At 38.1% G+C, this 19,981-nt stretch carries 16 protein-coding genes; 10 read left to right on the top strand and 6 right to left on the bottom strand.

Annotation, left to right across the window (positions count from 1 at the left end; genetic code table 11):
* Window positions 1-125: 125 nt before the first annotated feature.
* Complete coding sequence (locus K5G00_RS19520; protein ID WP_238767905.1) at window positions 126-986, top strand: hypothetical protein; 861 nt, start codon at window positions 126-128, stop codon at window positions 984-986.
* 2 nt (window positions 987-988) lie between these two features.
* Here the strand turns inward: K5G00_RS19520 and K5G00_RS19515 are convergent, their stop codons facing one another.
* Both K5G00_RS19515 and gldA read right to left on the bottom strand, forming a co-directional pair.
* On the bottom strand, window positions 989-1,993 hold the full coding sequence (locus K5G00_RS19515; protein WP_238767903.1) for a glycosyltransferase family 2 protein: 1,005 nt from the start codon (window positions 1,991-1,993) through the stop codon (window positions 989-991).
* 59 nt (window positions 1,994-2,052) lie between these two features.
* Complete coding sequence (gene gldA / locus K5G00_RS19510) at window positions 2,053-2,967, bottom strand: gliding motility-associated ABC transporter ATP-binding subunit GldA (RefSeq protein WP_238767902.1); 915 nt, start codon at window positions 2,965-2,967, stop codon at window positions 2,053-2,055.
* Between the two features lie 89 nt (window positions 2,968-3,056).
* On the opposite strand from gldA, the gene ispG reads away from it, so the two are divergent.
* The gene (ispG, locus tag K5G00_RS19505) at window positions 3,057-4,916 is read left to right on the top strand and encodes a (E)-4-hydroxy-3-methylbut-2-enyl-diphosphate synthase (protein ID WP_238767900.1); all 1,860 of its coding nucleotides are present in this window, start codon (window positions 3,057-3,059) and stop codon (window positions 4,914-4,916) included.
* On the opposite strand, the gene K5G00_RS19500 is transcribed toward ispG, so the two are convergent.
* The gene (locus tag K5G00_RS19500) at window positions 4,913-5,377 is read right to left on the bottom strand and encodes a hypothetical protein (protein ID WP_238767898.1); all 465 of its coding nucleotides are present in this window, start codon (window positions 5,375-5,377) and stop codon (window positions 4,913-4,915) included. The genes ispG and K5G00_RS19500 overlap by 4 nt on opposite strands.
* Before the next feature lie 118 nt (window positions 5,378-5,495).
* Between K5G00_RS19500 and K5G00_RS19495 the strand changes: the two genes are divergently transcribed.
* From K5G00_RS19495 to K5G00_RS19485, 3 genes are all read left to right on the top strand, one after another.
* Window positions 5,496-6,074: a flavin reductase family protein gene (locus tag K5G00_RS19495; protein WP_238767897.1), complete on the top strand. Its 579-nt coding sequence runs from the start codon at window positions 5,496-5,498 to the stop codon at window positions 6,072-6,074.
* A 107-nt stretch (window positions 6,075-6,181) separates the two neighbouring features.
* On the top strand, window positions 6,182-8,236 hold the full coding sequence (locus tag K5G00_RS19490) for a M3 family metallopeptidase (RefSeq protein ID WP_238767895.1): 2,055 nt from the start codon (window positions 6,182-6,184) through the stop codon (window positions 8,234-8,236).
* Between the two features lie 134 nt (window positions 8,237-8,370).
* Window positions 8,371-9,159 carry a class I SAM-dependent methyltransferase gene (locus tag K5G00_RS19485; protein ID WP_238767893.1) on the top strand — a complete coding sequence of 263 codons (789 nt, stop codon included), beginning with the start codon at window positions 8,371-8,373 and terminating at the stop codon, window positions 9,157-9,159.
* Between the two features lie 10 nt (window positions 9,160-9,169).
* Here K5G00_RS19485 and K5G00_RS19480 read toward each other — a convergent pair whose 3' ends face one another.
* Complete coding sequence (locus tag K5G00_RS19480; protein WP_238767891.1) at window positions 9,170-10,234, bottom strand: amidohydrolase family protein; 1,065 nt, start codon at window positions 10,232-10,234, stop codon at window positions 9,170-9,172.
* Window positions 10,235-10,363: 129 nt separating this feature from the next.
* On the opposite strand from K5G00_RS19480, the gene K5G00_RS19475 reads away from it, so the two are divergent.
* Window positions 10,364-10,882, top strand: a complete 519-nt coding sequence (locus K5G00_RS19475) for a nitroreductase family protein (protein ID WP_238767889.1) — start codon at window positions 10,364-10,366, stop codon at window positions 10,880-10,882.
* A 12-nt stretch (window positions 10,883-10,894) separates the two neighbouring features.
* Here the strand turns inward: K5G00_RS19475 and K5G00_RS19470 are convergent, their stop codons facing one another.
* Both K5G00_RS19470 and K5G00_RS19465 read right to left on the bottom strand, forming a co-directional pair.
* Window positions 10,895-11,197: a hypothetical protein gene (locus K5G00_RS19470; protein WP_238767888.1), complete on the bottom strand. Its 303-nt coding sequence runs from the start codon at window positions 11,195-11,197 to the stop codon at window positions 10,895-10,897.
* A gap of 172 nt (window positions 11,198-11,369) precedes the next feature.
* Window positions 11,370-13,742: a transglycosylase domain-containing protein gene (locus K5G00_RS19465; protein WP_238767886.1), complete on the bottom strand. Its 2,373-nt coding sequence runs from the start codon at window positions 13,740-13,742 to the stop codon at window positions 11,370-11,372.
* Window positions 13,743-13,958: 216 nt separating this feature from the next.
* Here K5G00_RS19465 and topA point away from each other — a divergent pair, with 216 nt between their 5' ends.
* The 4 genes from topA to porK all read left to right on the top strand — a co-directional run bounded on the left by topA (window position 13,959) and on the right by porK (window position 19,935).
* The gene (gene topA / locus K5G00_RS19460; RefSeq protein ID WP_238767885.1) at window positions 13,959-16,295 is read left to right on the top strand and encodes a type I DNA topoisomerase; all 2,337 of its coding nucleotides are present in this window, start codon (window positions 13,959-13,961) and stop codon (window positions 16,293-16,295) included.
* A gap of 41 nt (window positions 16,296-16,336) precedes the next feature.
* A complete protein-coding gene (locus tag K5G00_RS19455; RefSeq protein ID WP_238767883.1) occupies window positions 16,337-17,494 on the top strand; it encodes an arginase family protein in 1,158 nt (385 codons plus the stop codon).
* 113 nt (window positions 17,495-17,607) lie between these two features.
* Window positions 17,608-18,567 (top strand): PorP/SprF family type IX secretion system membrane protein, encoded by a 960-nt coding sequence (locus K5G00_RS19450; RefSeq protein WP_238767881.1) that lies wholly within the window; start codon window positions 17,608-17,610, stop codon window positions 18,565-18,567.
* A 24-nt stretch (window positions 18,568-18,591) separates the two neighbouring features.
* Window positions 18,592-19,935 carry a T9SS ring complex lipoprotein PorK/GldK gene (gene porK / locus K5G00_RS19445; protein WP_238767879.1) on the top strand — a complete coding sequence of 448 codons (1,344 nt, stop codon included), beginning with the start codon at window positions 18,592-18,594 and terminating at the stop codon, window positions 19,933-19,935.
* Window positions 19,936-19,981: the final 46 nt, after the last annotated feature.

The raw sequence follows: 19,981 nt of genomic DNA, 5'->3' as shown, positions 1-19,981 counted from the left end.
CATATAGCAAGGAATTATATTTTTTACATTCCAAATAAACAATGCTTAAAAACAACCCTTCCTTTCATTTTGCGATCCTGATATTAATTACATTTGATTGATTAATCTTTTAAACCACGCGCTCAATGAATGCAAAAATAAATCTTTTTGTTCTGGTTCTTTCAGTACTAACTTTCTTTAGCTGCCAGGAAGAATCAGAGCCCAAACCTCTTCCTGATCCAAGTTATCCAACTACCTACAAACCGTTATCACAGTCTGAATGGGCCGAAAGAAATGATGATTTCCAAAAAATAAATATTTATGGGGGTTTGATTTTGAATGAATATGGATTCGCGGAAGGTGAGATTCCATTAATAAATGTTGATTCAATTACAAAAGACTTAGTAACAAATAAAATTGATACTTTGGTATCCATGTACCATGAGTTTTTAGGAATCCCTGAAGAAATGACCTTTGACTATGAGAATCAAATTCAGATTCTTGCCACCAATTCTATTCCCAGAGCCACCAAAGTTGGAATACGCTCTTTTTATGAAGGCATGGAAAATGCAAAAGAAAAAGGATACTTTGAAGACTACATGAGAGATATTAGATACAAATTCTATTTAACAGAAAATCAATTTGATGAAAAAATTCTTGATGGAGTTGAAATATCTTTCGATTTCAACATTAATAAAAGTTCAATAAAAATTCAGGGAAACTGGCTCTCAAAAATAGTCGTTCCGAAAGACAAAATTTATAGCGAAGGTGACGCGTTGGGTATTGCATACAGAGAAATTTTGAAACAAACCGGAAGAAATATTTGGGAATCAAAAGAAAATTATAGCTCTTATTCTTTGTTGTTAAAAATAAAAAATAACAATCAATTCGAAATCAGAGATTGTTGGATTGTTTATACCGTTGAAATACCTTATGCGGGGTATACTATTGCGGTGTATATTGATACTCAAACCGGAGAGGTAGTAAAATATTTCGATAGGTTATAAAATTACCCCATCAAAATAAAATCTTCGCCTTCAATATAATTTCTTTTTTTCAGAAATTCCTTGATTTGCTGACCTGCGCCGGGATTTGTAACCAATGAAACAACAAACATTCTCCGGGAGTTGGGAATTTCTTCAAAGTGCAAAACTTTTTTCACAGAAGTTTTTGATTTTACAACATCAATAAAACCTTCTATACTCAACCCTTCTTTTTCCAAAAGTTTTGCCCGTTGCCTTGTTTTTCGTCCCGCTCCCCACACCCAAATTACAGGATGAAAAGGATTATTTTTTTCTGACCACTTTTTGAAATATCTTGCCTTGACTTTGAAAAAAGCATCTGTTGAATATCGTTCATCAGTGCGAGTCAAACGAGTGGTATAGTCATGCCACTCCAGCAGTGGCTCTTCTATTTTTGCCATTTTAATTCCCGTCTCCAGGTAACGAAGTTGCATTTCATAATCTTCCGGGAAATCACCGTGAATACATCCACCATACTTTTCAAAAATTTCTCTTCGAAACATGATTGTCGGGTTGACAACCGGAATCTCCACAAAACGGTTTAACTCAATTTGTACAGGAGAACAAAACGAATTTACCCACCTGACAAAACGTTTAAACCCCACCGTGTTTTTATTGTGTGGAAAATATCTTACGGTTGAGCCAACCAGCCCAATATCAGGATTTTCTCTCAAAAATTGCAGTTGCTTTTCCAATCGATTTGGGGAAGAAACGTCATCGGCATCCATTCGGGCAACAACGCTGCCACGAGAATTTTGAAGTCCGCAATTCATGGCATTTGCAACTCCGGGCTTGGATTCTTTCAAAAGCCTGATTCGTTTATCTTCTGATGCAAATTTTCGGGCAATTTGTATGCTTCCATCGGTTGAAAGATTATCAACCAGCAGCAGTTCAAAATCAAGATATCTTTGGTTAAGGATACTTTCAATGGCCCTTTTCAATGTATTTTCAGCATTAAAAAACGGAAGTACAACCGAAATTTCATGATTCATAACAATGCGTTAATACTGGCGGAACAATCAATACCTCTGCAAACCATATTGCAGAAGACTTAATTCTGATTTTGCGTTAACTGATGAAATACGTTTTCCAGATTCTGCTGCTTTTCCTGCAGCGTCAGCAATACTAATTTATTCTCAACAGCAAATTGAAAAAGAAGCGGGCGGATATCCTGTTCGCCATCCGATTCAATTATCCAAAAATTTTCTTCAGCCTGCAGGTTTTTAACTCCCCGAACAGCAGCCAGCTTCGCTTCATCGGCTTTTTTATTAAACTCAGCAAGAACAACCTGCCCCTGCCCCATGTTACCGCTTTTAATTTCAGCGATGCTGCCATTTGCTACAATCCTTCCTTTATTTATAATGATAACGCGGTTGCAGACCGCTTCTACCTCCTGCATAATATGCGAAGAGAGAATAACCGTTTTTTCTTTGCTGATATCACGAATCAATCCCCGGATTTCTTCCAGCTGATTAGGATCCAAGCCGGTTGTAGGTTCATCAAGAATTAAAACGGAAGGATTATGAATCAATGCCTGCGCCAATCCTACACGCTGGCGATATCCTTTTGAAAGTGCCCGTATTTTTTTGTGTTGTTCTTCTCCTAATCCGGTTAGTTCTATCATCTCGTCCACTCGCTTTTTTTTGTTGGAAATTCGGTAAAAACCGGCAGTAATTTCTAAAAACTCCTTAATATAAAGCTCAGTATAAAGCGGGTTGTTTTCAGGAAGATAACCAATATTTCGTCTGATCTCCATATTTTGTGGTGTAACCCTCTGCCCACTCACAAAAACTTCACCGGAGTCAGCAGGTAAATAACCGTTTACAATTTTCATCAGAGTCGACTTTCCTGCGCCATTTGGCCCCAGAAAACCAACAAGTTCTCCCTGTTTAACCGAGATACTGACATTATCGAGCGCTTTTTGCTTTCCAAATAATTTTGTTATGTTGCTCGTTTCTACTGTCATACATTTATAAATGAAAACAAAAATAGTTGATTCTTTTTATTTTGAAAGCATTAGTTTAAATTTGCAGTTCAGCAAAACAGATTTTGTAGATGAAAGATCGTAATTTCAATTATATAAAGGATTTAACCCGCTACGAGAGACAAAAAACATGGGAAGTAAATATCGGAGGTGTTCCTGTAGGTGGAAATAATCCTATCCGAATTCAAACGATGACCGATACCGATACATCGGACACCGAAGCGATCGTTGAGCAAATTATCCGCTTAATCAAAGCAGGAGCAGATTATGTGCGTGTAACGGTTAAAAGTATAGCCGACGCAGGAAACCTGAAAAACATAAAAAACAAACTTGCAGAAAGAGGATATAAAACTCCACTAATTGCGGATATCCATTTTAATCCGCGACTGGCCGAGATTGCGGCTAAAAGCATCTCGAAAGTAAGGATTAACCCTGGAAATTTTTATGATAAACGTGCTCAGTTCATCAATAAAATTTATTCCGACGAAGAATATAAACAGGAACTTCATAAAATTGAAGATCAGTTTATCCCGTTTTTAAAAATCCTTAAGGAAAACAATACCGCTTTAAGAATTGGAACAAACCATGGTTCACTATCTGACAGGGTAATGAGCCGTTTTGGAGATACTCCTTCCGGAATGGTTGAGTCTGTTATGGAGTTTCTACGTATCTGTAAAAAGGTAGATTTTAACGATGTAGTTATCTCCATCAAGTCGAGCAACACCCGTGTAATGGTGTATACTGTACGTTTGTTAAATTACAAAATGCGACTGGAAGACTTAAAATACCCATTGCATCTTGGAGTTACTGAAGCCGGAGAAGGCGAAGACGGCCGAATAAAATCGGCAGTCGGAATTGGAGCTTTACTTGCAGACGGGATTGGTGACACCGTGCGTGTATCTTTAACCGAAAGACCGGTGAGGGAAATTCCCGTGGCTTTAAAACTCGTCAATCATGTAAGAAGCTACGAAAATCATGAAGCGATAACTGCTCCTTTAATTGCTCAGCCAAATCCGTTTGAATACGAAAGACGATCAACCCGCCCTGTATTAAATATGGGAGGAGAAGAACTGCCGGTGGTTGTTGCCGACTTAGGAGATCGCAGTTTACAGGAAATGATTCCGATAAGGGGAAAATTGATTCCTGATTATTTTCTTTCCGGAAATAAAATTCTGGATATTCACGGGGAAGAATACCCGATTATTACGCTCGAAGAATATCTTTTTGAAAGTACTCGCTGGGGAAGAATGAAGTTTATCCGTACCAATAAAATGGAATTCGACCGTTTTATGGACAGACATCCCGAAATTATTACCAAACTGAAACAAACCAGAAAAACTGTACTTATACTGGAAAGCTTTAATAAAAACCCGATGGCAGAATTAAGGGCTTTCTTTATGAGTCTGGAAACACATATATGGAAGGTTCCGGTAATTCTGTACCGAAGGTACAACGAAGAAACCCTGGAAGACCTTCAAATAAAGGCTTCTGTTGATTTTGGCGGACTCTTCCTGGATGGGTATGGTGATGGTATCTGTATATCAAATGATAGTGATATTATTACTTTTACCGAATTGAAAGACCTTAGTTTTGGCATTCTGCAGGCAAGCAGAATGAGAACAACAAAAACAGAATTTATTTCCTGCCCGGGATGCGGCCGCACATTATTTAATTTGCACGAAACTACATTAAAAATAAAAGCACATTTTAAACATCTTGATCACCTCAAGATTGGAATTATGGGTTGTGTTGTAAACGGCCCCGGTGAAATGGGCGATTCCGATTATGGCTTTGTAGGTGCCGGAAACAACCGGGTGAATCTTTATAAAGGATTAAAACCCATAAAAAGAAATATTCCATATGAAGATGCTGTAGAGGAACTGGAATTATTGATTCGCGAAAACGGTGACTGGCAGGATCCGGAAGATTAATCGAAATTTTTTAAGTCTTCCAATTTATTATTTAACAGTTGTCTTAATTCTTCTACGCCTTCAATTTCTTCGGAAGGAGTATATCTGATTTCGTGAGATGACCCGTTTTTTGTGATAATAATAAATTCATCGCAGCCATCGGCACAAACGTTGCACTCATCATATTCAAGCTCAAGAAAATCGTTATAATCAAAAGAAGAAGAAATTTCCTTCCATTCATCAGAAGTTATTGCGTCCGTTTTATTAACTGTTCCTTTATTTTCGCCACAGGGAATATTTTTATAATAGTCTGTTTTCACTGAGGAAACAATTATTTTCTCTTCCCCTACGCACCAGCCACAAACGTTGCCAAACTCAATTGTAATACTGCCGTGTTCCCCAAACTCATCATCTGACTTGGAGCAGAAAATAAATAACAAAGGAATCAGCATTATCAAGAAGTAATTTTTACTGTATTTCATTAAACGTATTTCTTTTTGTTCTGAAAAGATAAAATAAAATCACTTTGGGTTGCGTGGCTCCCGGTTTTTATCCTCACGCCGATTTTATATTTTTGTCGTTAAACGAAAAAGAAAACCAATGGTAAAAACGTACTGGAAACCTGGAACCATAATTTATCCCCTTCCCGCAGTGATGGTAAGTTGCGGCGAAAAAGAAGAAGAATACAATATTATTACCATTGCCTGGACCGGCACCATTAACAGCGATCCGCCCATGTGCAGCATCTCAGTCCGGCCGGGCAGGCATTCATACGAAATAATTAAACGAACGGGAGAATTTGTTATTAACCTCACTACCGAAAAGCTTGCCAGGGCAACAGACTGGTGCGGCTGTCGTTCAGGTCGAAAGTACAACAAATGGAAAGAAATGAATCTCACTCCTGCCCCTGCCAAATTGGTTAAGGCACCAATTGTTGAAGAATCTCCCGTGAATATTGAATGCAAAGTGAAAAACATTGTGGAGCTTGGTACGCACCACATGTTTATTGCCGAAGTTGTAAGTGTTTCTGTTGATGATGCTTTTCTGAATGACAAAAATGCATTTAGTTTCTCAAAAGCAAAACCATTGGTATACAGCCACGGGCATTATTTTGGACTTGGAAAAAAAATTGGAAAATTTGGATGGTCGGTTGAGAAAAAGAAGAAGAAAAAAAAGTGAAATTGTCGGCGACATGCAAATTGAACAATATCCCGTTATTTTTGTAATGAAAGGAATATTATTAAGGCCTTGAAAATTTAATTATTGTTGAAAAATCAAAGCAAATTATGAGTCAGGAAAACAATACAATACAAAACAATCCCCTTCTGGAAACATTTAACACTCCGCACGAAACAGCGCCATTTGGAAAAATAAAGGATGAACATTTTTTACCTGCTTTTCAAAGTTCAATAAAAAAAGGAGAAGCTGAAATAAAAGCCATTTTTGAAACGGAAGAACTACCTTCTTTTGAAAATACTGTTGCAGCTCTTGATAGCGCAGGACGTTTATTAAGTCGGACTGCCGGCGTATTTTTTAATCTTTTAAATGCAGAAACCAGCGACGAACTCCAAAAAATTGCAGAAGAAGTTTCCCCTCTCTTAACCAAATTTCAAAATGACATTACACTCAATCCCGAGCTTTTTGAGCGTATTAAATCGGTTTACGAACAAAAAGAAAACCTGAATTTAACGGTTGAAGAGGAAACCTTACTTGAAAACACCTATCAAAACTTTGTTCGGAGCGGCGCGAATCTTTCTGAAGAACAAAAGGAAAAGTTCCGTAAAATCAGCACTGAATTATCGGTTCTTTCGCTTAAGTTTCACCAAAACGTACTTAAAGAAACCAATAAATACGAACTACACATTACAGACGACACCAAGCTGACAGGTCTTCCGGAAAGTGCACTGGAGGCAGCGGCCGAAAAAGCAAAAGAGAAGGAGAAAGAAGGCTGGATTTTTGATATTACTGCGCCCAGCTACCTCCCATTCATGAAATATGCGGATAACCGCGGGTTACGAAAAGAAATGTTTTTGGCTTACATGTCAAAATCGTTTAAAGGCGATGAACTAGACAATCAGGAAAATGTAAAAAAAATGGTTCACCTGCGTCTGGAAATGGCTCAGCTTTTGGGATATAAAAATTATGCCGATTATGTATTGGAACGCCGGATGGCAACGAATGCCGAAGGAGTATACAAACTTCTGGAAGATTTGTATACTGCCTCCTTTAAAGTGGCTAAGAATGAGAAGCAAGAAGTAGAAGAATATGCGAGAGTCATTGGTTTTGAAGAAGAAATCATGCCCTGGGACTGGACCTATTACAGCGAAAAATTAAAAGTTAAAAAATTCGATTTGGATGATGAAAAACTAAAACCCTATTTCGAACTCAACCGGGTGATCGACGGAGTTTTTGGATTGGCAACCGAACTGTATGGAATAACTTTTAAACCAAATAATGAAATTCCGGTGTACCACGATGAAGTAATCCCTTATGAAGTTTACGATGCCAACGGAGAGTTTCTTTCGGTGTTATATGCTGATTTTCATCCGCGTAAAGGGAAACAGGGCGGTGCCTGGATGAACGATTTTAAAGGACAATGGAAAGAAGGCGAACAGGATTCACGGCCACACATCGTAATTGTAATGAACTTTACACGCCCAACAGAAACGAAGCCGGCGTTGCTAACTTTCAGAGAAGTGGAAACCTTTTTGCACGAGTTTGGCCATGCACTTCACGGAATATTAACAAAATGTACTTATTCAGGACTATCGGGCACAAATGTTTTCCGCGACTTTGTAGAACTTCCTTCACAAATCATGGAGAATTGGGCAGTTGAAAAAGATTTTCTTGATCGTTTTGCCGTTCATTACAAAACCGGTGATAAAATTCCCGAAAAACTGGTGGAAAAGATTAAAGCCTCTCAAAACTTTCTGGCAGGTTATCTTTCTGTTCGGCAATTAAGTTTTGGCTATCTCGATATGGCATGGCATACACAGGTAGAACCTTTTGATGGGAATGTTAAAGATTTCGAAGAAGAGGCCTGGAAGAAAACACAGATTTTCCCTTCTATTGAAGGTACTTGTATGAGCACGCAGTTTGGGCATTTGTTTGCCGGAGGATACGCCGCCGGATATTACGGCTACAAATGGGCCGAAGTGCTGGATGCTGATGCCTTTAGTGTTTTTAAAGAAAATGGATTATTTAATAAAGAAGTAGCGGCTTCTTTCCGTAAAAATATTTTAGAAAAAGGCGGCACTGAACATCCAATGACCCTGTATAAAAAATTCCGGGGGAAAGAACCAACTGTAAATGCATTACTGGAACGAAGCGGCATGAAATAATCTACAACCACGCTATTGCAGAACGTTGATGAACCAAAGAAACAGCTTTAAATTTTACGATACGATTTGAGATAAAAGGTATCTCATAGCTAAGACTAATGCTTTTATTTCGCAAGAAACAAAACCAAATCAAAATGAATTACACTGACATCAATAGGAAACTCTGGGATAAAAGAACTGAAACCCATTTTAACTCTGATTTTTATGATGTTAAGTCCTTTATTGCAGGCAAAGATTCTTTAAATCCGATAGAAATAGAGCTGCTTGGGAATCTGAAGGAAAAGAAAGTTTTGCACCTGCAATGTCATTTTGGGATGGATACTATTTCACTTTCAAGACGCGGAGCTTTTTCCACTGGAGTGGATTTTTCTGAAAAAGCAATTGAGAAAGCGAAACAACTCAATAAGCTTACAGGAACAAAAGCCAGATTTTTTCAGAGTGATGTGTATAAACTTCCTGAAATTCTGGATGATAAATTTGATGTTGTCTTCACTTCCTACGGTGTGGTTGGCTGGCTGCCCGATATGAAACAATGGGCAGAAGTTATTCACCATTTTCTAAAACCCGGAGGAGAATTTATAATGGCAGAGTTTCACCCCGTGGTTTGGATGTTTAGTTACGATTTCAAACAGATTGAATTTAACTACATGGATTCAAATCCGATTATAGAAGAATTGGAAGGAACCTACACTGATGGAGGTGCTGAGATCAAAGAAAAATCGATGTGTTGGAATCATGGCTTAAGCACGGTTATTGATGCACTTATAAAAACAGGCATGAAACTTAAAGATTTTAAAGAATACAACCATTCACCTTACAATTGTTTTGAAAACACAGTTAAAACCGGGGACAGAAAATTTAAAATAAAAGGTCTGGAAGACAAAATACCAATGGTTTATTCAGTAAAAGCCCAAAAAGAATAAGAAGGTTCAATCAAAAAGTTTTATACCACTTTTTAAAGTTTTCGGTATATATTTTATTTATAACCTCTTTGGGAAGTTTGAGCCCCTGAAAATCACCTTCGATTAAAGAACTACTCATTGTTTTGTCGGTCACCAAAAACTCCCAGTCGTGCAACCAGGTTTGATGCAGTTCTTTCTGAAACGCTTCTTTTTCCTGTCCGCTATCAATTACATCGGTTCCATACATTAATCTGTCCTGATAATCCACAAAAAATTTCCTCACCTTCTCGCGGTCGTCTCTGGTTTGGTAGAAAACCTGGCCCAATCTCGCCGCCATATCAACCGAAGCGTTAGGGAAACGATCAAGAAACTCAGCAAGCGCATCCACACTCCATTCCAAACTGGCCAGATGACAACCGATAAAAACCAAATCCGGATTTTTCTCCAGCATTCTGTCGCGGGCGGCCATTTGTTCTTCATATGAAGGGAACTCAGGATGCAAATACATATGATACTCGGGGTGACGTGAAAAATAGCTGCTATCGTTTTTTGTGGTCATTTCATCAGCTGGCAACCAGCAATTTTTGGGTTCACCCAAATGCCCTACAAGCGGAATATTATTTTTAGCCAGATATTCAAAAATCAGATCAAATTTCGGGTCGTCAATCATAATAAGCACGCTGTCTTTATCGCGGTATTCCATGCCAATATTTTTCCACACTTTTACCGAATTGGCGCCATCTGCAACACATTGCTCTATCCAGGAAATGGTATTATCAACCCACGCAGGATCATCCCAGCCATCCAAACAAAAGGTTGCTGAATATGCAAACTCATCCGGTTTTTCCTCTCCAAGCTCTTTTAACCACTGATGGGCAGTTACAACCCGTTCACATCCACCGGAATAAGTATTTATCGCAAACAATTTAAAATTATCATTCGCAGCCTGTTCCAGCGAACTGTTATTGTTTGTATAAACATGATAATGTGCATCAATTTTTTCAACTTCGGGAAAATCTTCAACCGTGTAATACTTGTTCTCGCATGCAAAAAACACAATTGTAATTAATAGAAGAGAGTAACTTTTTCTTTTCATTTTTTATGATTGATTTGCTGGTGTTGAAGTTATGAAATTTTATTCATCAATAGACTTCTACTGCGGAATAAATACTATACTTCAGATAATTTTCCTTTCTTTTGCCCGGAAAAATCGAAAACAAACCAAATGATAGAAATTCTAAGAAACCGCAGAAGTATAAGAAATTACAGCACTAAAAAAGTTGAATCAGAAAAAATTCTGATTCTGAAAGAGGCAATATTGCGCTCTCCTTCTTCTAAAAATATTAATCCATGGGAATTTATTTTTGTTGACGACCCCGATAAAATCAAAAAGTTAAAAGGATGTAAACCACACGGAGTTACTCCACTGGCAACAGCACCTCTTGCAGTTGTTGTTTGTGCAGATGAAACCAAAAATGATGTTTGGATTGAAGACTGCTCCATCGCATCCATTTTGCTTCAATTAACGGGCCAGTCGCTTGGATTGGGAAGTTGTTGGATTCAAATTCGCAACCGGATGTATACAAACGAAATTTCTTCTGAAGAATACATAAGAAGGATGACAAATCTTCCTGAGAATTTTAAAGTATTGAGCATTGTAACTCTTGGTTATCCTGCAAAAATCAGGGAGGGAAAATCGTTTGAAGAATTACAGTTTGAAAAAATCAGAAATAATAATTTCTGAATCTATTTATATTCAATTCAACTCGTACCATTGCGTTTTTGTAACATACATTCCTGCATCCATCCCCGGATAAAAGGCATAACTTACCAGTGCGTTGGAATAAGTAATTGACTTTTCAGTCACATACTCGTATAGATTTCGATAGTTTGCCAGCGCAAATTCTGCCGAATACCCTGCAACAATAATGTGATAAAAAGCTTCAAGGCTATTATTGGGAGCATAATCCAATCCTTCTTCTATTGTTTTGAAATCATCGGGGGATAAAAGAACTTTAATTTTGTAATAATAATTTACCGTTGTCCCGTTTTCCATCATTCAAATTATTCCATCTGATGGTAAAAGTACAAAATAGTGCTTTGTAAAAGCTATCTCAAGTTCTGGAAAACATTGTTATAACAACTGATTTCCTTTTCAGTTTTAGACTGATCGACAATCGGAAGAAAAATACCACCAAACTCCTTTCCTGTTAGGCTCTATATGGAAGAGTCTAAAAGAAATCGTTAAAATCGGTCGGCGAATTTGCATCTTCCTCTTCATCGCAATCAAGATCAATTGTAAAATTAAGAGGCTTTTTAAATTCCTGTTCTTCTGTAATTCCCAGGGTAGGATCGGCTAAAACTTTTTTGTAAAAATACCCCCAGATTGGAAGTGCCATATTTGCTCCCTGTCCGCTTCCAAGAGAACGGAAATGAATACTTCGCAGATCGGCCCCTGTCCAGACACCTCCGGCCAATTTTGGAGTTACTCCAATAAACCAGCCATCGGAGTGGTTCTGTGTTGTCCCTGTTTTACCGGCAATCGGCACAGCGAAATCGCCATATTCCTTCGTCACTCTATCACGCCAAAGATTTGAAAATCGTAACCGAACACCTGTCCCATCATTTATTACACTCTGCATCAGATTCAACATCAGATAAGCAGTTTGTTCATCAATGGCCTCATGTTTTTCAGGTTGAAATGTTGCAATTACATTTCCGTGTTTATCTTCAATACGCGTAACAAAATAGGGTTTTATAAAAACACCCAGGTTTGCATAGGTAGTAAAAGCTCCCACCATTTCGTAAAGCGTAATATCAGAAGTTCCGAGGAACATAGAAGGAACCGGGTCAACCGGACTGTAAACGCCAAGTCGTTTCATAACTTCAACCACAGCCTGTGGACTAAACTGTTTTAACACCCACGCCGAAATGCGGTTTTTCGAATTTGCCAGCCCCCATTTCAATGTAACCAACTGTCCATCCTTCTCTTCATCCACGTCAGAGTCTTTGGGTTCATAAATGGTACCATCGGGCATTTGAAACTGTTGACTAACATAAGGAACCTTTGTACAAGGTGTTAAGCCGTTTTGCATGGCAAGAGTGTATAAAAACGGTTTTACAGTAGAACCCACCTGGCGTTTTCCGTCTTTTACCATGTCATACATAAAATACTTGTAATTTGGCCCGCCCACATAAGCTCGTACAGCTCCTGTTTCCGTATCGGTAGCCATAAACGAAGAACGGAAATAGCGCAAATAATATTTTATTGAATCCAAAGGAGTCATTACCGTATCTCTCTCTCCCTGCCATGAAAAAACGGTCATTTCAACCGGCTTTTTGAAATTCTCCTTTATCTCTTTGAAATTCATTCCCTGCAAACGAAGAACCCGGTAACGTTCGCTTTGCCTGATACTTCTGTCAAGTAAATCTTCAGTCTCCTCGGCCGTCATATTATTTGCGAAAGGCGGATTATTCAGGTCTTGCATGCTCCCGTCAAACAGCGGTTGAAGATCATAACGAAGGTGTTGCTCAATGGCTTCAACAGCATACTTCTGCATCCTTGAATCGATGGTTGCATAAATTTTCAACCCGTCGTTATATAGGTCATAGTTTTCGCCATTGGGCTTTACATTTTTGTTGCACCAGCCAAAAAGCGGGTTGTTTTCCCATTCATCCACATCTTCGATAAATTTCTGCTCCTGCCATGATGCGTAATTCTCGCGTACAGGTTTCTTGGCCGTCATCGTTAAACGCAAATATTCCCTGAAATAGGGTGCTGCTCCACTTTTATAATCTACTTTGTGATAATCCAAATCGAGCGGAAGTTGTTTTACAGAATCCCTTACTTCTTTAGAAATATATCCGTATTTAAACATTTGATTCAGGACGACATTTCTTCTTTGTAAAACCAATTCAGGCCTCCTTACCGGATTATAAAGCGATGAATTTTTTGCCATCCCAACCAACATCGCAGACTGATGCAGTTGCAACGAATCGGGCTGAACACTAAAATATACCTGAGCTGCGGTTTTTATCCCAACCGCATTGTTTAAATAGTCGTATTTGTTCAGATACATTAAAATAATCTCCTCTTTTGTATAACTGCGCTCAAGTTTAACAGCAATTACCCATTCCTTAAATTTACGAAGCGCCAGTTGCAGGCCATTTTCCATTGCATCGCGGGGAAATAACATTTTTGCCAGCTGCTGACTCAATGTACTTCCACCTCCCGAACTGGTATTGCGTGTAACAATTCCTTTTACAACACGCACCAAGCCCCGTAAATCAATCCCGGAGTGATTGTAAAAACGAACATCTTCTGTAGCGATTAAAGCATCAATCAAATCTTCAGGCAGATTCTCATAATCCACATAGGTACGATTTTCCCTGATAAAATACTTGTCAAGTACTTTCCCGTCTGTCGAATAAATTTCTGAAGCCAAATTGTTTTGCGGGTTCTCAAGCTCTTCAAAACTGGGCATAAAACCCAACTTCCCTTTTGCAATCATAAAAAACAAAAGAAAAACTCCAAGTATTCCCAAGCCTGTAACCGACCAGAATGCAATAATATATTTTGTATATTTTTTTTTCTTTTCTGACATAAAATTTACAATTAAATTCGCACAACAAATATATATGATTCTGCCTACGCAGCAATTGTTTAAACGAACAGATTAACAGCATTATTTTGACTTCTGAAAAATAAAATCATCATTATCAATAATATAGAATTAAAAAAAATTAAGCTATTAAATTTTGAACTTAGCGTTTGATTTTCTTTAATTTGCAGAAATTTTTTGAAAGGAAGAGTTAAGCATATGCACAAAAACCTTGTAATTGTTGAGTCGCCAGCCAAAGCAAAAACCATAGAAAAATTTCTGGGGGATGGATATTTTGTGACCTCGAGCATGGGACACGTAAGAGATTTGGAAAAGAAAGATTTTGGGATTGACATTGAAAAAAAATATCATCCAAAATATATTATCACCCCTGATAAAAAGAAAGTTGTTACAGAACTTCGAAAGTTGTCGAAAGATGCTGAAATGGTATGGTTAGCTTCCGATGAAGACCGCGAAGGGGAAGCAATCGCCTGGCATCTGAAAGAGGTTTTAAAACTAAAACCAGAGAACACAAAGCGAATTGTTTTTCACGAGATTACAAAAGATGCGATTTTGAATGCAGTTGAAAATCCGCGCTCAATCGATGAAAATCTTGTAAATGCGCAGCAAGCACGTCGTGTGCTTGATCGGATTGTTGGTTTTGAAGTCTCACCCGTTTTATGGAAAAAAGTTAAACCATCGTTATCAGCAGGAAGGGTGCAGTCGGTTGCCGTTCGTTTAATTGTAGAACGGGAGAGAGAGATCATCAATTTTAAAAGTGAATCGTCCTTCCGTGTAAATGGCTACTTTCTGGTGGAAGACAAAGAGGGGAAACAAACCGAATTAAAAGCAGAACTTTCTAAACGATTTGATAATAAGAAAGAAGCATTTGCTTTCCTTGAAAAATGTAAGAATGCTGACTTTTCGGTTGCTGATGTAGTAAAACGACCAGGAAAAAGATCTCCGGCAAAACCATTTACAACATCAACCCTGCAGCAGGAAGCCAGCCGAAAGCTCAGCTTCTCTGTTTCACAAACTATGGCTGTAGCTCAGCGCTTATACGAAAGTGGAAAGATTACATATATGCGTACCGATTCGGTAAACCTGTCGGGACTTGCCATCAATACTTCAAAACAAAAAATACAGGAGTTACACGGTGACAAGTACGTAAAAATCAGAAATTACAAAACAAAAACAAAAGGGGCACAGGAAGCACACGAAGCCATCCGTCCGACTTATATGGATAATGAAACTGTTGACGGTTCGGGCCAGGAAAAACGTTTGTATGATTTGATTTGGAAACGAACAATTGCTTCGCAAATGGCAGATGCAGAACTGGAGAAAACAACAGTTACCATTTCAATATCGAATACCAGTGAAAAATTTGTTGCCACAGGTGAAGTTTTAATTTTTGACGGATTTCTTAGAGTTTATATTGAATCGACAGATGACGACAATGGAAGCAATGGAAGTGGCGATGTAATTATACCTCCTGTAAAAATAAATGATTTACTGGAGATGTCTTCAGCCATTGCCACGCAACGCTTTTCGCAGAGACCTCCTCGTTTCACGGAAGCTTCTCTGGTAAAACGACTGGAAGAACTTGGCATTGGGCGTCCTTCTACTTATGCGCCAACCATCACAACCATTCAGAACAGAAATTACGTAGTTAAAGAAGATCGACCTGGAATAGAACGCAACTATGACGTTTTAACACTGAGGAATCAAAATATTTCCGAAAAAACAAAAACAGAGATAACAGGTGCTGAGAAATCAAAACTTTTTCCAACTGATGTTGGAATGGTGGTAAACGACTTCCTTATTGACAACTTCCAGCAAATAATGGATTACAATTTCACCGCAAAAGTGGAAAAAGAATTTGATGACATTGCGGAAGGAAAAAAGATTTGGAACGAGATGATTGATGCCTTCTATCAGCCATTTCATGAAAATGTTGAAGATGCGTTAAAAAACTCTGAGCGATCCAAAGGAGAACGTATATTGGGAATTGACCCAAAAACAGAAAAAGAAGTTTCTGTGAAAATTGGCCGTTTTGGCCCGGTTGCCCAATTGGGGCAGGCATCAACTGACGGAGAAGGTGAAAAACCGCAATTTGCCAGTTTACGAGCCGGACAACACCTTGAAACAATAACTTTGGAAGAAGCACTGGATTTATTTAAGCTCCCGCGCGAATTGGGAGAATATGAAGATAAAAAGGTGACTGTTGCCATCGGTCGTTTCGGACCGTATGTACGGCACGACAATAAATTTGTATCCCTCGGAAAAGAGGATGATCCTTTTTCAGTTAAACTTGACAGAGCCATCGAGCTGATAGAAGCTAAACGAGAAAAGGACAGAAAAGCAGTAATTAAAGTATTTGAACAGGAACCGGATTTAAGAGTTTTGAATGGAAGATGGGGACCATATATTTCGTTCAAAAAGAAAAATTATAAAATTCCGAAAAAAACAAATGCAGAGGAATTAACACTGGAAGATTGTATGAATATTATCAACAATGCTCCGGAGCCAAAATCCAAACGTGGTCGAAAAAAATAAAAAACAGAGCAAATAAACACATTTGCTTTTTTGCCTGACTTATGGATGTACGACAATATTTTGAACCGATTGATTTTTCGAAGTATTCCGACAAATTCAAAGAAAAATGGAAATACTCTTTGGGGCAAACCATCGAAAAATCAACCAACAAAATAACTCCAGCCAATATTCATAAAATTGAAGTAGTTGTGTTTAGCGTCCCCTTTTACAATGGAACATGGAAAAGCGGCAAAACAAATCCAACAGAAAAAATAAGAGAAGAGTTATACCGGCTTTCAACCATTGACAGGAAGCTAAGTATTGTCGATTTCGGCCAACTAAAAAAAACAAAAAGTCAAAAAGGAGCTTTTCTTGCAGTACGTGATATTATAGAATATTTTACTGAATTAAACATCGTTACTTTGTTAATTGGTGGCAGCCAGGACTTAACAGTTGGCATTTGTGAAGCATTTAAGAGTGAAACCTTTTTTTCTCTCACATCTGTTGATTCGGTACTTGATGTAAAGAAAGGCAGGGAAACCTTTTCATCCACCAACTTTTTGACCAGGGTTTTTCAAAAAAATCCGCAAATTTTTCAGTTTAATCTCGTCGGATACCAAACACACCTGGTTCCCAGAGAACTTTTTTCCAAAACCAAAGGGCTTGTTACGCATGTAAGGCTTGGACTTTTACACGAAGATTCCATAAATGCCGAACCTGTTTTTCGCAATACGGATGTTCTTTCGTTTGATAGCAATGCATTGAAATATTCTGAAATTAACGGAAGTCAGGTTAAAAACCCCAATGGATTATATAGCGAAGAGGCTTGCCAGTTGGCAAAGTATGCAGGTTTGAGTAATAAATTGAAAGTTTTTGGTATTTTTGAAACCGATTGGGATAAAGATAATAACGGGATATCTTTTAAACTTTCAGCACAGATTATCTGGTATTTTTTGGAAGGATTTCTTAACAGAGTACAAAAAGAAAAGGAATTACCTGAAAATCTGCAAATGTATAAAGTAGAAGTAAAAGAGATTGACGAGCCAATTGTATTTTACAAATGTACAGAAACGGCGCGGTGGTGGTTTGAGATTCAATCTATAAAAGGAAATAAATATTTAATTGCCTGTTCAAAGAAAGAATATGATGAAGCATCGGGTGATGAAATACCAGAGAATTGGTTAAAGTTTGTTCAAAAAATAGATGAATTGTCAAAATAATACCAAATTGTTAACGTTCTTTGCATACCAAATGGTAAAAGTTTGTTACAGAAAACAATTTTTTATTTCTTTAAACCGGTTTGAAAAAGAAACGTAAGATGCAGTTAAAACGGATGAAAAAAATAATTTCTTTTTTATTTTTAGTATTTGTGTTAAATTTAGCGTCTTATAGTCAGCAAGATCCGCAATACACCAATTATATGTACTATAAATTGGGGGTTAATCCGGGTTACGCCGGAGCAGAGAATGCAATAAGTGGACTTTTGTTAAACCGATATCAGTGGGAGGGCTTTAAAGGTGCTCCAAAAACACTGGTTTTTAGTATGGACGCAGCAATAAAGCCATTTGGTTCGGAAGGTGGAATAGGTTTAAATATTGTGAGCGATCAGATTGGGAATGAAGAAAACACATCGGTAAACTTTAGTTACGCTTACAAAACGACGGTTAATTTTGGTGAATTGGGAATAGGACTATCAATGGGATTAATGACAAAAGGATATAACGGAGATTGGAAAGGGGGCGATAATAAAGACCTTACATCTGAAATTTATACTGATCCAAGTTCTGACCCTGCTATTCCGCAGGGAGAAGTAAGCCAAATGGCTCTGGACGTGGGATTTGGACTTTACCTTTCATCCAATAGTTATTTTTTAGGGATATCTGCAACTCACCTAAATCAGGCGGAAATTGAGTTTTCAGATCAAGCAACTACCTTCCTTGCAAGGCATTATTATTTGATGGGAGGATACAATATTAAATTAGCTGACCCGTTATTTGAATTGCAACCCACTGCTTTGTTAAAAACCGACCTGGCCGGGTGGCAGTTCGATGTAACAGGCAGAATTGTTTATGATGAAAAATTTTGGGGCGGGATTTCTTACCGTTTAAACGACGCGGTTTCGTTGTTAATGGGTTTGGAAATGCTGAACGGACTAAAAGTGGGATATTCTTTCGATTTAGTTACCTCAGTGATAGGGAGTTATGGTTTTGCATCACACGAATTTTTTGTGACGTATTCTATTGACTTGGAGAAAAACCGAAACCAAAAATATAAGAGTATAAGATTTTTATAGAAAAAGCCATATTTTTATTGTGCTATGAAAAAACTTCTTTATTTCGGAATTGTACTTTTGAGCATTTTGACATTTACAAGTTGTAACCAATCCGGAGGGAATGGTGAATTGGTGGGAGTACAAGACAGGGGCAAGTGGAGTGAATCTCAACCTTATGGCATGGTGTATGTCAGAAGGGGAAGTTTCAATATCGGGCCAAGCGACCAGGATCCAAGTAAGTCAATGCTCCCAACTAAAACGGTATCTCAAGAAGCATTTTGGATGGATGATACCGAAATTACAAATTCTGAATACAGGCAATTTACCAATTGGGTGAAAGATTCAATTGCAAGAAGAATGTTAGGTGATCAGTATCCCGAGTTCTTAATCACAGAAGACAGGGAAGGGAATCCCATAGACCCCCCGAGAATAAACTGGAGAGAAAGAATTGATTGGGAAGACCCCGATATGCAAATGGCAATGCAAGACCTATATATACCTGAAAATGAAAGATTTTTTGGAAAGAAGGAGATCGATACAAGAAAATTGCTTTATGAGTACTGGTGGATCGATATTCAACAAGCAGCCAAACGCTCCAATAGCTACAATTTTGAAAATCAGCGCTATGAGGGAAATGTTTATAATGCTGAAGGAGAACTGATTCCAATTGAAAACCGCTCTTCTTTTATTATGCAGGATGAGGCATACATTTATCCGGATACATTGTGTTGGATAAGAGATTTTACATATTCGTTTAATGAACCATGGGCTACCAGGTATTTCTGGCATCCGGGATTTGCTGAATACCCTGTTGTAGGCGTGACCTGGGAACAGGCTCGTGCATTTTGCAGTTGGAGAACAAAAATTCAAACCACATATTTAAACTCAAGAGGAGAGCCAGAACTGCAGGCATACCGTTTGCCTTCAGAAGTTGAATGGGAATATGCTGCAAGAGGAGGAAAAACATATTCTATGTATCCTTGGGGCGGATACTACGCAAGGGATGAAGAAGGTGTATTTCTGGCCAATTTTAAGCCGCTTCGTGGAAATTATGTTGAAGATGGTGGAATTGGGGCAATGAAAGTCGGCAGTTACGAACCGAATGAATACGGCCTTTATGATATGTCAGGAAATGTAGCCGAATGGACAGAAACAGCATACGATGAAGCCGGATACCAATATTTCAGTGATATAAATCCTTCTTTTACATATAATGCTAGACCAGACGACCCTCCTGTTATGAAAAGAAAAGTAATTCGGGGAGGATCATGGAAAGATATTGCACATTATATTCAAGTATCAACTAGAAGTTATGAATATCAGGATACGACGAAATCTTTTATAGGATTCCGATGTGTGCGTTCTACTTTCGGAGACGAATTCAACTAAAAAGAATATTAACCTATATCTAAAGATATGAACCTGGGAGAAATTT

This window comes from Maribellus maritimus, from assembly GCF_022267315.1.
Taxonomy (GTDB): domain Bacteria; phylum Bacteroidota; class Bacteroidia; order Bacteroidales; family Prolixibacteraceae; genus Draconibacterium; species Draconibacterium maritimum.
This window is presented reverse-complemented; position numbering and strand designations above follow the sequence as displayed.

Coding starts and splice junctions, on each gene's coding strand:
- K5G00_RS19500 (WP_238767898.1), bottom strand. CDS start 5,377: ATGAAATACAGTAAAAATTACTTCTTGATAATGCTGATTCCTTTGTTA.
- topA (WP_238767885.1), top strand. CDS start 13,959: ATGCACAAAAACCTTGTAATTGTTGAGTCGCCAGCCAAAGCAAAAACC.
- K5G00_RS19470 (WP_238767888.1), bottom strand. CDS start 11,197: ATGATGGAAAACGGGACAACGGTAAATTATTATTACAAAATTAAAGTT.
- gldA (WP_238767902.1), bottom strand. CDS start 2,967: ATGACAGTAGAAACGAGCAACATAACAAAATTATTTGGAAAGCAAAAA.
- K5G00_RS19480 (WP_238767891.1), bottom strand. CDS start 10,234: ATGAAAAGAAAAAGTTACTCTCTTCTATTAATTACAATTGTGTTTTTT.
- K5G00_RS19465 (WP_238767886.1), bottom strand. CDS start 13,742: ATGTCAGAAAAGAAAAAAAAATATACAAAATATATTATTGCATTCTGG.
- K5G00_RS19450 (WP_238767881.1), top strand. CDS start 17,608: ATGAAAAAAATAATTTCTTTTTTATTTTTAGTATTTGTGTTAAATTTA.
- ispG (WP_238767900.1), top strand. CDS start 3,057: ATGAAAGATCGTAATTTCAATTATATAAAGGATTTAACCCGCTACGAG.
- K5G00_RS19455 (WP_238767883.1), top strand. CDS start 16,337: ATGGATGTACGACAATATTTTGAACCGATTGATTTTTCGAAGTATTCC.
- K5G00_RS19520 (WP_238767905.1), top strand. CDS start 126: ATGAATGCAAAAATAAATCTTTTTGTTCTGGTTCTTTCAGTACTAACT.
- K5G00_RS19490 (WP_238767895.1), top strand. CDS start 6,182: ATGAGTCAGGAAAACAATACAATACAAAACAATCCCCTTCTGGAAACA.
- K5G00_RS19495 (WP_238767897.1), top strand. CDS start 5,496: ATGGTAAAAACGTACTGGAAACCTGGAACCATAATTTATCCCCTTCCC.
- porK (WP_238767879.1), top strand. CDS start 18,592: ATGAAAAAACTTCTTTATTTCGGAATTGTACTTTTGAGCATTTTGACA.
- K5G00_RS19475 (WP_238767889.1), top strand. CDS start 10,364: ATGATAGAAATTCTAAGAAACCGCAGAAGTATAAGAAATTACAGCACT.
- K5G00_RS19485 (WP_238767893.1), top strand. CDS start 8,371: ATGAATTACACTGACATCAATAGGAAACTCTGGGATAAAAGAACTGAA.
- K5G00_RS19515 (WP_238767903.1), bottom strand. CDS start 1,993: ATGAATCATGAAATTTCGGTTGTACTTCCGTTTTTTAATGCTGAAAAT.